Consider the following 13,802-nt stretch of genomic DNA (forward strand, 5'->3'; position numbering starts at 1 on the left):
AACGCAAACTCCGAGCCCCGCGGCGCGCTCGGCTTCTCGACGCCCACGCGCGCCTTCAGGACGATGCTCGGCGACGACGCGACGGCGCTACTGGACGCCTACAGCGTGGAGGAAGTGGCGCTCGGTGATCTAGACCTGACGCCGGAGCTCATAGGCGGGCGCGCGCCGAAGGGGGCGATGCCCCGCTTGCCTCGCCTGAAGGCGAAAACGGAATAGACGGACCGACCGTCCGACTGAGTCTGGGAAGAGGTACCAGGCGGAGGGCGGAGCATGGCCAACGGACCTGTCGAAACACATCTCCACCGTTCCTTCAACTGAGAAACGACGCCCCGCGGCACGGATGGGGGCTCGGAGGCGTTCGGTTAATTGCAGGAGTGAGCTATCAGCTCAATGCGTTCGGCTGATATCGGATATCAATCGATAATCTCATTCTCTCTCTTGCATTTTATGGTAATCATTAACAAAAAAAGCTAGCATAATTACCAGTGCCAACCCATAGGAAAGTGCACCGGTTAAGCTCACTCCATTCATTCCTAATTGAGGCACAAGAATGAATGATAAGAGGATAGACATTGCAGACGCGGCGATGTTGCCGAAAATACTTCCTCTAAAATCTCTAATTGACAGAAGCAAATCGTTAAAAAACCAAGCAAAAGCGGTGAAATACGTACAAATTAACACCATACCAAGTAAGCTTGTGTACGAAATTATCTTTGATCCGAACAAAATCGTCAGAATCGGACGCGTAAAAACTAGCAAAAGCACCGATAAGCCAAAAGTGGCCACGGATATATACACAACTACTTTCTTTAATAGCCGAAGCCCTTTCCTTCTATCTTCATTGAATCGGCATGCAAATTCCCCAAGCAATGGACTATATATATAGCCTGCTCCCATTTGAACAATAGTTGCCGGAGAAGCTACCGAAGAATAGATTCCCAGTGCCGCTGCTCCAAATGAAGCCGCCAAAGCCTGTTTTGGAATTGTCAGGACTGAGCTACTGCAAATCTGGGCAAGCACGATTGGGGTTAGGGACAACAGCACCTTAATGGATTTTTTTAGATTTAATTTGAGCTTAATTTGCTCAAGTAAGCTTGCCTTCTTTTTGTCATAAAGAAATAAAATCATGATGTTTGCAATCGCTATAACTCCGACAGCAGCTTCAAGCGAATTGGTAACTGCAAGTGTAATTATGAACAAGAGAAGACTGCTGACACCCTGAATAATGTAAGAAACGCCGATAAAATCCATGCGCAGATGCTTTTGGTCAATCGCATGAAATCCTTCAATTAGGTTAACCGCCATTGAATATATTAGATATAGCACGATAGCGGGCAGTGATTGCAAACTGCACGTTATAAGTGAATAAGCAATACCCGAAGTAAACGCTAAAGTGGTGGTTACTAAACGAAGTCCAAGATACTCGCCAGTTTTTAATTCATTTTGGACGTCCGTTACCTGAATGGTTCGCAATCTAAACTCGGCAACTGGTTGAACAAGGCTTGAAATTGACATGGCTAATGCCAATCCACCTGCAGCATCAAACCCATGCGAAAAACGGACGACAGCAATTGTTATTAAATAATTGCAGCAAAGTCGAATCACGGATCCAACGGAGTTCCACAACATATTCTGCTTAAGACTGAGTTTGCTTGACAATGTTTCCTAGCCTTACCGCTTTAGCCTACGTTTCTCGATATTTAGCGCTTTTGAGAGAAGCTCACCGAGGATATTTAATCCAAATAAAGAACAAATTATTCTTGCAAATTTAACTCGCGTCTGCGCATCATATTCCAGTATCCAAAGATTATTCCTCAGCTTCGCTATGTAATTAATTCTGTTCTGGTCGAATTTGGGCATTGAGAAAACATTTGCGACTAACAACACGTATAAATATGCGACAAAATTATTCGCAACTGTAATATTAAGCGAGTTAATTGGTTGGGTCTCGATTGCAGATAGGTGTTTATCGATAATGAACTCTATGGAATTCACTACATTTTCACAGTTTGCTTTACTGCTTGTGGATGATATGGAGTTTCTTCTATAGACGTAGTAGCTTGAATCAATCCATTTGATTGATTTGGCATAGTAAAGTAGTTTTAACGACCAATCACTGTCTTCATTGTGCTTAAGGTTTTCGTTGAATTTTAAATTATTGGAGATAATCAGCTGCTTTTTCACGATTTTGCCACTGGCTGATGAATAATAATTATTCTCTTTCAGTAGAGAGAGGACGGCAGTTTTAAAGTCCAGTTCATTTATTGATTTGGATATTGGAACAACCGGAAGATTCAACTTGCCACCGTTTTCGATATACTCACCCATTGGCCAAGCGACGATATCTGGCTCATTATTGTTTTGTATTGTTGATTGCAATGCAGCAAAGGCATCGGAGCCTTCAATCCAATCGTCGTTGTCTATAAACATTATGTATGACCCCGACGAGAGCCTTATGCCGTCGTTGCGGGCGGCTGATGCCCCACCGTTCACAGGCCGTCTGTAATATTTGAATCGGCCATCATTTTCAGCATATTCCTTGCATATTATTTCAGAGGAATCCGTGGATCCGTCATTAATAAGAAGGGCTTCATAGTCTGTGAAAGATTGATATTTGACTGAATCAAGACAGCGGCGAAGATAATCAGCTGAATTATAAACTGGAATAATAATTGAGAAATACATCTACGTCTTTCCATGGTCATTAGGGTATGTGTTGCTAACAATAGTACCTAACTTTAAATTAGAGTTCACCTGCAGCATGATGCAATTTAAGGGGATATTCTTGATGCATATCTTGCATTCATTCAGAGCACAGTGAGGGTAGCGGATGTTTGGACGCTCTATTATGGGACGCTTATGATTAATTTCGTTACTTGAGCTATTCTTCTCTTTCCACTCCATAATGCTGTGAATAATGCTGTGAAGCGATATTAACTGCGACTTGCTACTGTAAGATTTTATTTTGAGGTTGATATGACAGACGATAGTGCGCTGACCCAGCTTAAAGCTGTTGAACTTTCTGTTCTGAATGCAGTTGGTTCTCTTTGCGACAAGTTTGGAATTAAATGGTGGCTTGACGGTGGCACTTGTCTTGGTGCCATGCGCCATAAAGGTTTTATACCTTGGGATGATGATATTGATATCGGGATGATGCGTGCTGATTACGATCGTTTTTGCAGCATTGCTCCTACTGAATTACCCGACGGCTATTCCTTCCATGATTCTCGTAATTCTTCTGGTTATGCGGCGATGTTCTGTAAGGTCTATAAAGATGGCACTCGTTTCGAGAACCAGGAGGGAAGAGATTCCGGATCCGCTATGGGTATCTTCGTCGATGTCTTTCCATACGACTATCTATATGAGGAGCCTGAGCTTAGATCGCGTCAGCTTAAACTTGCTTTGAATGCTCAGCGCCGTTCATACCTTTATCATTCCGGGAATATCACTGTTCCTCATCGAGGTTTCCTTGGCTTTATCGAAAAAGCTGGTTGCAAGGCGCTACATTTCATTGAGAGAGCGTCCAATAAGGATCCCCTTGAGTATCAGCGTCAGTTCGATCGCTCTATACCTGATTGCAGTGCTGGCACGGTCAGCAAGGAATGCTTAACTCTTGCTTGGCCAAATATGAAACCTATTCTAGTGGATGATATTTTTCCTCTCGTTCATGCGGAATTTGAGGGAAAGCTATATCCGGTCCCGAGGTTAACCGAAAAGTATCTTACAACGATGTATGGGGATTGGCGGGCCATTCCCAAAGAGGAAGACCGCCATACTCATTTACCCCTTCTAATTGACTTTGGGAATGGGGAGATTTGGGAGTCCACGAAATAACATGAGGTCTCGCTACGTTCTTTTTTCCGCTCTTTATCCACCTCATATGGGCGGCATTGAAAACTTCACCTACAGCTTGGCGCACGCACTTGTTGATCGTGGCAATGAGGTGCTGGTGGTTACGAACGATACAAATGGTTTAGGTGCCGGTGTTACCGATGAAGACGGGGTTGGTGTTCTTCGCCTGCCCTGTTTTCCCTTTTTTGCGGGACGTTTCCCCGTTCCTAAGATAAATGCTGTATCACATAAATTGTGGAAGGGCATTGAGTGCCAGCAATTCGATGGCGTGCTCGTAAATGCTCGTTTCTATATCCATTCGCTTGACGGCATTAGGTTTGCAAAGAGCCTGGGGATAACACCTGTTGTTCTTGATCACGGCTCTGCTTTTCTTTCATTTAGCAATCAAGTGATTGATCCCTTGGTCCGTACATATGAACGCCTAATAACGACCTTGGGCAAGTGGTTCCATCCAGACTATTACGGTATTTCGAGCAAGAGTGTTGAGTGGCTGCGGTCTTTTGGTATTGCAGCAAAGGGAGTTATCCCCAATTCAATCGATGCTAAGTCATTCAGGGAGAAGGCTTCGGGTCGAGACTTTCGTAAAGAGCTTGGTGTAGGCGCTGAGTCCTTTTTGGTCTGTTTTGTCGGGCGGCTAATTCCTGAAAAAGGCGTCAAGGCCATTCTTGAGGCCTCAAGAAGTCACAGGCTTGTCGAGGCGGGTGTCGTCTTTGTTCTGGCGGGAGACGGTGCATTATCAAAAGAAGTTTATGATGCTCAAGGTGAATCGCTGAGATGGGTTGGACGGCTCTCATCTACCGACATTTCTGGACTCCTTCAGCAGTCCGATCTGCTGTGTCTCCCTACGCGGTCGGAAGGCTTTGCTACAACCTTGCTGGAAGCTTCTGCGTGTGGATGTCCTTCTGTTGTCACAGACGTGGGCGGAGCGCGGGAATTGTTCCCAAATGAGCATTTCGGAACAATTATTGACTCAATGGATTCCGATGCTGTTGAGCAGGCCATCTATTCGCTTGTCAAAAACCCTGATAAGTTGGCCGAGCAGTCTTGTTTGTGTCGACGTATGGTTGAAAATGAGAGTTCATGGGATAAAACAGCGTCCTTGGTTGAAAAAGTGCTTTCTGGAACGAATAGGTAGAACGGTCCGACGTCATCATTGCTTCTCAAGAGCATCATCGTCACGGGAGGCTGCGGGCTCATCTGTGTCATCTTCTTGCGCTACGCGGTGGACAATCACCCAGACGCATACATCACCGTCCTGGACAAGCTGACCTACACGGGAATCACATCGAAAATGCTGGCGTAATCGTGAAAGGGAGAATAGCCCCTCTGACGCAGAATACCTTCGTCCTTTCCCAGAAACTGATGTAACGACAAACCCAGCTCTGGAAAAGGACGAAAGTCGCAACGAAAATCAATATAGAGGCGAATCTTGGTTGTCCCAATTTCATAGGCAGCTCCAACGCCGCCTAGGACACCGTTTCCTTTAGGCAAGTTGGCTTCCTCGGACCCTGCCAGTCTTATGAATCAGATTAGGAATTTCACCTTTTTAATATGTAACGACCTTTGTTCCATAAGGAATATTATCGTAAATCCATTTTGCATTCTGAATCTCAAGGCGAACACATCCTGCAGAGGACGGAACACCCATCGTGGGATCCATCACGCGATTGCTGTTAACGTAGTAGGGCGAGGAATGGAACAGGTAATCACCATAGAACTGCGTGTAGTAATAGCAAGTATATCCATGCCCAAAGGAGTATCCCTTTCCGTAGACTTGGTACTCCCCTTTCACCGTAGGCGTGCTGGCTTTGCCCGTCGAGCATACATATCGACGGCTTAAGGTCCAATTATTCCATGACCCAGTATAAATGCTCGTAACACAACGTGACGTATCGACAAGTATCAACCAATTTGTGTTGCTTGAATAACTTTGAGCTTTAGCATCCATATAGTCTGACACCCACGCACCGTTGGCCATGAAGTAATTCCAGGATCCGTCCACAACGCGCCAGCCAGTAGCCATGGCGCCGCTAGCGTCAAGCCAATACCAGGTACCCCCCAGGTTAAGCCATCCTGTCTGCATATAACCAGACGAATTCAAGTAATACCAAGATCCGCTAACGGCAGCCCAGCCGGTTTTCATAACATAGGTAGATGGGTCCAAATAGAACCAAGAGCCATCCCTGTACAGCCAGCCAGATCGTGCATAGCCGGCGGACTCATCAAAGAAATACCATTTTCCGTTTACATTCTTCCATCCAACGCAGAGAGAGCCATCGGTTGAATTGGCATAGAACTTGCAGCCCCCAAGCGTCACAAACCCGTGAGCTTCGGTTAATTCGCCATCACCGTTTGATATAAATAGCTTTCCATTACGTAATGCTCCACACAATGAGCAATCAGAGCCAGCAAAAGACTTAGACGGCTCATCCTGAACCGAGTCCTGGACATCTACCCATTCACGACAAGCAACAGCGCCTGAAGCTTTAGCATAATAGCTTTCCCCATTTACAGAAAAATGACCAAGTAGCATTTTACCGTCAGAGGCAGGATCGAGATAATAGTATTGGTCACCGTCCTTCAGCCATCCCGTCTTTACAATGCCCGATGCATGAGAAGGCTCAGCGTAATACCAGTCCCCATCACTCATAAACCAGCCGAGTGACAGCGCTCCCGTTAAAGTAAAATGATACCGATTTGATCCGATAACAAAAAAGCCGGTAGCCATTCTATTGTCATTTGCGGCATCGAGCCAATACCAAACACCGTTTGCCAAACGCCAGCCCGATGCAAGTGCGCCGGAACCGTCAGCGAAATACCAGTCCGTCCCATCAAACACCCAACCAACAGCCATTGCGCCGGAATCCGAAAAATAGTAACGAGACGAACCGACAGAAACGATTCCTCTTGACATAACACCATCATTGGCAGGATCAAGCCAATACCAGTTATTGCCAGTTTGAAGCCAGCCGGTTAAGACTTCACCATTGCTACCCCAATACCATAAACCGTTATCAAGGCACCATCCATTAATCAGTCCATAGGTTCCGAGAAGATAAGGATGCCCATCAATAACACGTCGACCAGTAGCCATAGAACAGCTGTTAAGGGGGTCAAACCAGTACCATTGGCCTCCAATAAACTGCCAGCCACTTGCCAAAGCGCCTGATGGACTCGCGTAATACCACTTATTTTCAGTATAAATCCAACCGCAGCTCATCGCACCGTCACGAGCAGGGTCCAAATAGTACAACGAGTCGTCAATATTCTGCATTCCGATCAAACGACAGCCGTCAAGATAGTAATACCAAGACGAACCGTTCCAGTGCCATCCAGATAGTGTTTCTGTCGTCGACGGGTTTTGGCTTTCAACAACCTGCAGGCTCGAATCTTCCGTTGTTTTGCCGGCACAATCACTGGAGTCTTGAGAGCAACCGCCACCGATAAATGCTCCCGACCCTCCTGTCGAGTCGCGCTCTACGACACCGCTATCCGCCCCCTCTTCCACGGCATAAGCAGTGCAAGTAAATGCGGGAACGGAAACTGAGAGCAAGGCGGAAAATAACATCAAGCCAATTACTCGCCAACAAATACGATGTTCAATTCGGACATTCATTTCAGGCCCCCAAACCGATATCGACCGTCTTGCAGCAAATCAATTAAATAAACGGACGAGCTGCGCCGATTACATTTCCCCTTGCGCTAATGGAATGAATTCCGACGCCCTGATGAGGCCAGGAATCAATCATCATACCGCCGCCAAGTGCAATTGCGATATGCCCGCGGTAATAAATAACATCGCCACGTTGGATCGAGCTCGTACTCACAGGCATAAAGATATTGCTTCGATACCAATTCATGGAATTGTAGGTTTGGCTTGGATCCCAGCGATGGTTATATGGGTTGTAAACACCCATATCCATGCCAGTAGCATAAAGGCACTGCAAGACAAAACCAGAGCAATCAACAGCTCCGCCGGGAGCGGTAGACCAAGGCTCAATATATTGCGTACCGATATACTCATAGGCACGCTGAATAAAGGCATTCACGCAATCTTCCCGTGTTGCTTCGACAGAGATGCGAGAGGGGGTCACATAGGTAAAGAATCCGGTGCAATAACTAGGCAGCTGAACAGTCCAAGAGCTGACCTGAGGATACTGGGGAGGATTTTGCCAGCCAACTTTGTCGCACTGACCATCGCTCCAGAAAATTCGACGAACGCCATCGATGTTTCTTGCACCCGTTGCCATAGCGCCGCTGCCGTCTAGCCAATACCACTTACCCGAATCTTTAAGCCAGCCAACATGCATGCTTCCATTGGACTCAAGGTAATACCATGTTCCATTCAGGCATTTCCAACCAGTTGCCATTTTTCCGTCAGCGTTTAGGTAATACCATGCACCGCCAGTAAATACCCATCCGGTCTTCATCACGCCGGAATCGGCATCAAGCCAATACCAATCGCCGTCAATCTGTAGCCATCCAAGATGAATGGCGCCCGTTCCGGGCTCAGCGTAAAACCTTAGATTTGCGACATTAACCCAGCCGGACGCAAACTGCCAACCATCAGCTCCAGCGGTTTTTAGGATATTGCCGTTTTCGCGAATCACATCCTTGCAAAGATATCCATTATCATCAGAATATCTTTGAACGCCGTCGTTAACGGTAACCCAGCTTGAAACCACAAGCCTACCGCTCTGGTTTGCAAAACAATCGTTGCCGCCCACCTCAAATAAGCCTGTTTTCATGAGATGGCTAACAGGGTCCAGGTAATACCAGCTCGCACCTTCTTTATACCAGTCAGAAATAAGCGCACCAGATTGAGAGGCTAGATACCAGCCGTTCTCGGACTGAGCCCAGCCAACAACCATAGCCCCATTGGGGTTCAAATAATATGCTGCGTTACCAAGGTCTAAATACCCAACGAACATTTTGCCGTCGGAAGCTGGATCGAGATAATACCAAGCGCCGTTGACGAGTTTCCAGCCAGTAGCCGCAATACCGTTGGAGCAGTAATACCAATCTGATCCATCCTTGTACCATCCATTTGCAAGGCCATAGTCACCAAAAATGTAGGCACATCCATCGATCTTTTGACGGCCCTTGAGCATGATGAACGTCTGTGAGTCAAAATAATAGCAAGCCCCGCCTATCGTCTGCCATGACGATGCAAGGGCACCCGATGAATTAGCCCAGTACCAATTCCCGTCAACGAGAATCCAGCCGGTTTTCATAGCACCAGAGGCACCTAAATAGTATTTCCCACTCCCGAGGTCCACAAAACCAACCTGCATTACATGAGTAGCAGGATCCAGGTAATACCATGTGCCGTTTTGGTAAAACCAACCAGCAGCTAAATCGCCTCCAGCATTGGCATAAAACCATTTTCCATCTGAGTTGCGTAGCCAGCAGTTCTGATATAACGAGCCATAAGGCGTTGCGGCATTACCGTCATTCGCATAAAACGAAGTAGTTGATCCACCAGCAACGGTCACATTGAAATAACCTGTCTGCATTGCACCATCATTGGCAGGATCAAGCCAATACCAATAGCCCCCGCTTTGCAGCCAGCCGGTTTGGTGTTTACCGTTTTTCCCGTAATACCAAACTCCAGACGACTCGTCTCGTTGCCAGCCATCTTTTATGACGGAAGAAATATCAGGTTGCAAATCATCGGAAACCACAGAAGAATAATCCGCTTTTGACTCAATACTCTGAGCCTCAACAGAATCCTGTGCAAACGCGACATTAGCACTCAGAGGCAAGCAGCAAGCAGTGATTAATGACGCGACAGCACAAACAATCACGGCCTTCTTTTCGAATCGATACATAAGCGACCCTCCCAGATAACTTATATATTTATTTTAATCCACATTCCAAGAGTGATTATCGTTGCTGTCTGTTCAGTCCGTGTAGATAGACATATTAAATTGAACATATCGTTCAATCACTCTATTCTTTCCCTAAGCAATGAACATCTCAATTGGAGGCCTGCAGTGGAACTGACCAAGCGCAACTTTACAGTTCTGTACGAGTACTTAAAGAACCCATATGCCAGCCAGCGAGAAGTTACCGAGCGTACTGGTCTTTCACTTGGATCAGTAAACGCAGCAAATAAAGAGCTTACGAATGAGGGCCTTCTCGAATCGGACAGCCTAACCGACAGCGGTTACGAAGCACTTCACCCCTATAAAGTTGAAAACGCAGTGATATTGGCTGCGGGGCTTTCGAGCCGCTTTGCCCCCATTTCGTATGAAAAGCCCAAAGGCCTTTTAAAGGTACGTGGTGAGATTCTCATCGAGCGTCAGATTAGGCAGCTGCAAGACGCGGGTATCAGCAATATCACCGTCGTTGTCGGCTATAAAAAAGAGTATTTCTTCTATCTTGAAAGCAAGTTTGGCGTTTCGATTGTCGTCAACAACGAATACGCATCCAAAAATAACCACGCATCGCTTATGTGCGTAAAAGAGCGACTTGGCAACACCTACATTTGCTCAAGCGATGATTACCTTCTAAACAATCCGTTTGAAGCATACGTTTGGAAAGCATTTTATTCTGCTCAATATGCTGAAGGCGCCACCAAAGAATGGTGCATTCAAACGGGCGCAATGGATAGAATCACCAATGTTACAATCGGTGGCTCCAATGCATGGTATATGCTCGGACATGTCTACTTTGATAAAGCCTTCTCGCTTGCGTTTAAGCAGATTCTTGAAACGGAATATAACAAGCCCGAAACAACGGACAAGCTTTGGGAAGATCTATATATCGAGCACATCAAGGAGCTCGATATGGTGATCAAGAAGTATCCTGAGGGCGAGATCAATGAATTCGATTCTCTTGATGAGCTGCGTGCCTTTGATCCGCATTTTATCGAAAACGTTGACTCCGATATTTTCGATAACATCGAGCAAGTGCTCGGCTGCTCCAAATCAGAGATCCACGACGTCTATCCCCTTAAACAAGGTCTTACGAACCTATCGTGCCACTTTAGAACCAATGATGGAGAGTACGTTTACCGCCATCCGGGAGTCGGAACCGAACTGCTTATTAACAGAAATGGAGAAGTAGCAGCACTAAAAAAGGCCAAGGAACTTGGCCTTGACGATACATTCATTCACGAGGACCCAAAGCGCGGTTGGAAAATATCGAAGTTTGTACCCAACGCAAAGCAGCCTGATCCGCATGATGCTGCCCAAATGAATCGAATGATGCAGATGTGTCGCTCGCTTCACGAGAGCGGTGCTGATGTCGAAACCGAATTTGATTTCTACCTCGAAGCAAAGCGCTACGAATCGCTTCTTCTGGAAAAAGGTCCCATCGACATTCCAGGCTACAGGGAAATGGCCGCCGAGATCGATGAATTGGAGCGCTTTGTTCAGGCCGATAATGCGCCAAAATGCCTTTGTCACAATGACTTCTTTTACCTCAACTTCCTTATCGATGAAAACGACAAGTACTATCTCATTGACTGGGAATATGCTGGCATGAGCGATTACGCGAACGATTTTGGAACGTGCAGTGTCTGCTGCGAGCTTTCCGAAGATGAAGTCGACCGCGCGCTTGATGCATATTTTGGACGCAAGGCAACAAACAACGAAGTTGCGCATAACTATGCGCACATTGCCCTTGCAGGATGGTGCTGGTACCTCTGGTCTCTTCTGAAAGAAGCCGAAGGTGACTTCGTGGGCGAATGGCTCTATATCTACTTCAATTACGGCGCCAAATACCTCAAAAAGGCACTGGAAATCTATCGAAAAGGTGAGTAACGATGCAATTCGGCTTTTTTAGCGGCCTTCTTTGGGGCCTTGATACAGTGATTCTTGGAATCGGCTTGGCACTCGCGCCCTATATTGGATCGGCGGAAGCGCTTGCATGCGCCTCCATTGCAGGATCTTTTCTCCATGATGCCTTCTGTGCAATCTGGCTCTTTGGCTACATGGGAGTTCGAAGCAGATTAAAAGACACGCTCGCTGCACTTAAAACTCGTTCTGGGAAGGTCGTCATCGCCGGCGCGCTGCTCGGTGGACCTATCGGAATGACTGGATACGTATTGGCGATTAATAATATCGGAGCAGCCTACACGGCAATTATCTCCGCCTTCTATCCCGCAGTCGGAGCATTCCTTTCGTTCGTGCTGCTGAAGGAGAAAATGGGCAAAGGTCAGATTCTTTCCCTTCTTGTTGCTCTTTGCGGCGTAATGACGATGGGCTATCTATCTGCCGGATCGAGCGAGATTGCAAATGCCCCTCTCGGCTTACTCGGCGCGGTGCTTGCCGTTATTGGATGGGGATCCGAAGCGGTGCTGTGCGCATGGGGAATGAAAGATGATGCCGTTGATGATGAAACGGCTTTGCAAATCCGCGAAACTACAAGTGCGCTTGTTTATGGAGTGCTTGTACTTCCCCTCTTCGGAGCATGGCATTTTACGCTGGGCGCTATCCCGAGCATGCCCACATTGATTATTGCACTCGCCGGATTCGCAGGAACTGCATCTTACCTGTTCTATTACAAGGGCATTGCGGCAATCGGAGCAGCGCGTGCGATGGCTCTAAATATCTCCTATTCGGCATGGTCGGTGGTCTTTGGCCTGATCTTGCTTGGAACAATTCCCGACATGGCATCAGTAATCTGCTGCGTTGTAATTGTATGCGGAACAGTTTTGGCAGCCAGTAACTGGGACGAACTATTTGGACGTAATAAGACTGCGTAGCTTGATTAACAATGCAGTAAAAGGGGAGAGCTCGTCGAGCTCTCCCCTTTTAGCACCATGGCTATTCAATTACCACGGCCTGGCTATCCATCTGTTGCCACGTGCCAAAGAACACCTGGACATTTCGCGTAACATTGCCGTTAATCGAATCCGAAAGATAGACAATTCCCTGCTCGTCATCATAGCCTTTAAGGACTACGGCATGATTACCGCCCCACAGGCCATAGGAATGCCCGTTATACCAACGAGCAGCATAACGGCCTCCTGGCCAACTTCCCCATTCGGTATTCCACATCTCAACAGGTTGTCCACAGGTCAGTCTGTTCTTAATGGAAGAAATTGACGAGAAAGAGACGTCTTTTGCCTGCTTGATACTTCCCGCAGCGCGCAGAAAGTTATTACCAGCAATAGTAATCGCAGGGGCGACGCATCCCATGAGACCCCCGCTGCTACGCCTTGGATTGCCATCAAAAGCGGTAACAAAGTTGCCGTTGCTTCCCTTGGGCAAGTAATAATCCGCAATAATCGTCTTACCTAAACCGAAACCATAGTAGTTAAGCAAGTTTGTAAGAGCAACCGACTCACAGCCAGTAGGAAGTTCCGGGTACTGCGAATAGCAAGGAACATCGACCCAAGCGCCAACCATTGCGCCGGATGAACTGAACTTGTAGTCAGTAGAGTCGATCCAATACCAACCGTTGCTCAACATTACTCCCCCACGCGCGGTATCAAGGTAATACCATGTGCCCCCAAGGGAAAGCCACCCCGTTTTCATTGTGCCAGAAGCGGAATCTAGCCAGTACCAGTTACCGCCATCGTGAAGCCAGCCGGTCGCCATTCGACCATCCGAGTTAAAATAATACCAAGACCCAGCTATTTGCTGCCATCCAGTCAGAATTACCCCATTAGCTGAACAATAATATCGAAAACCCTGACTCTCAATCCAGCCCGTTCTAACATTCCCGTCATCTTCAATCAGCTGGATTCCCGAATCGGTCATGATGCCTTTAAGGTCAATTGCGCCGCTGGATGAAGAATGATACATCCAAGATCCATCACCGTTTGACCAGCAATTAGCCATCATCTTGCCAGAGTTATTAAATATGTATTCACATGATCCAATAGTTTGAACGCCCGTGGCCATGGCATGCGTCGAGGGGTCGAGCCAGTACCACGTGCCGTTTAGGCTGAGCCAGCCGGAGGCGAGGGCGCCGGAGCCCGTCGCGTAGTACCAGGT

11 protein-coding genes are annotated in these 13,802 nt (G+C 47.1%); 5 read left to right on the plus strand and 6 right to left on the minus strand.

What is annotated here, in order from left to right; all coding sequences use genetic code 11:
• A partial coding sequence (locus ACQRAQ_RS08235) for a hypothetical protein (protein ID WP_427794510.1) occupies positions 1 to 216 on the plus strand: 216 nt, incomplete at its 5' end.
• Positions 217 to 426: 210 nt separating this feature from the next.
• Here ACQRAQ_RS08235 and ACQRAQ_RS08240 read toward each other — a convergent pair.
• Both ACQRAQ_RS08240 and ACQRAQ_RS08245 read right to left on the minus strand, forming a co-directional pair.
• Complete coding sequence (locus ACQRAQ_RS08240) at positions 427 to 1,659, minus strand: hypothetical protein (RefSeq protein ID WP_427794511.1); 1,233 nt, start codon at positions 1,657 to 1,659, stop codon at positions 427 to 429.
• Positions 1,660 to 1,671: 12 nt separating this feature from the next.
• The gene (locus ACQRAQ_RS08245) at positions 1,672 to 2,685 is read right to left on the minus strand and encodes a glycosyltransferase family 2 protein (protein ID WP_427794512.1); all 1,014 of its coding nucleotides are present in this window, start codon (positions 2,683 to 2,685) and stop codon (positions 1,672 to 1,674) included.
• A gap of 291 nt (positions 2,686 to 2,976) precedes the next feature.
• Between ACQRAQ_RS08245 and ACQRAQ_RS08250 the strand changes: the two genes are divergently transcribed.
• Together ACQRAQ_RS08250 and ACQRAQ_RS08255 are read left to right on the plus strand one after the other, a co-directional pair.
• Positions 2,977 to 3,834, plus strand: coding sequence for a LicD family protein (locus tag ACQRAQ_RS08250; protein ID WP_427794513.1), 858 nt, complete (start codon positions 2,977 to 2,979; stop codon positions 3,832 to 3,834).
• A 1-nt stretch (position 3,835) separates the two neighbouring features.
• Complete coding sequence (locus ACQRAQ_RS08255; protein WP_427794514.1) at positions 3,836 to 4,987, plus strand: glycosyltransferase family 4 protein; 1,152 nt, start codon at positions 3,836 to 3,838, stop codon at positions 4,985 to 4,987.
• A 134-nt stretch (positions 4,988 to 5,121) separates the two neighbouring features.
• On the opposite strand, the gene ACQRAQ_RS08260 is transcribed toward ACQRAQ_RS08255, so the two are convergent.
• The 3 genes from ACQRAQ_RS08260 to ACQRAQ_RS08270 are packed head-to-tail and all read right to left on the minus strand — an operon-like array spanning position 5,122 to position 9,683.
• A complete protein-coding gene (locus ACQRAQ_RS08260) occupies positions 5,122 to 5,343 on the minus strand; it encodes a hypothetical protein (protein WP_427794515.1) in 222 nt (73 codons plus the stop codon).
• Positions 5,344 to 5,398: 55 nt separating this feature from the next.
• Entirely contained in the window at positions 5,399 to 7,468 is a 2,070-nt protein-coding gene (locus ACQRAQ_RS08265) for a L,D-transpeptidase family protein (protein ID WP_427794516.1), read from the minus strand.
• A gap of 43 nt (positions 7,469 to 7,511) precedes the next feature.
• Positions 7,512 to 9,683, minus strand: coding sequence for an NlpC/P60 family protein (locus ACQRAQ_RS08270; protein WP_427794517.1), 2,172 nt, complete (start codon positions 9,681 to 9,683; stop codon positions 7,512 to 7,514).
• A 165-nt stretch (positions 9,684 to 9,848) separates the two neighbouring features.
• Between ACQRAQ_RS08270 and ACQRAQ_RS08275 the strand changes: the two genes are divergently transcribed.
• A complete protein-coding gene (locus tag ACQRAQ_RS08275; protein WP_427794518.1) occupies positions 9,849 to 11,621 on the plus strand; it encodes a phosphotransferase in 1,773 nt (590 codons plus the stop codon).
• A gap of 2 nt (positions 11,622 to 11,623) precedes the next feature.
• The gene (locus tag ACQRAQ_RS08280) at positions 11,624 to 12,565 is read left to right on the plus strand and encodes a DMT family transporter (protein WP_427794519.1); all 942 of its coding nucleotides are present in this window, start codon (positions 11,624 to 11,626) and stop codon (positions 12,563 to 12,565) included.
• Between the two features lie 61 nt (positions 12,566 to 12,626).
• On the opposite strand, the gene ACQRAQ_RS08285 is transcribed toward ACQRAQ_RS08280, so the two are convergent.
• On the minus strand, positions 12,627 to 13,802 hold a 1,176-nt coding region (locus ACQRAQ_RS08285; RefSeq protein ID WP_427794520.1), incomplete at its 5' end, for a C39 family peptidase.

This window comes from Collinsella sp. SGI.178, from assembly GCF_050313495.1.
GTDB lineage: Bacteria > Actinomycetota > Coriobacteriia > Coriobacteriales > Coriobacteriaceae > Collinsella.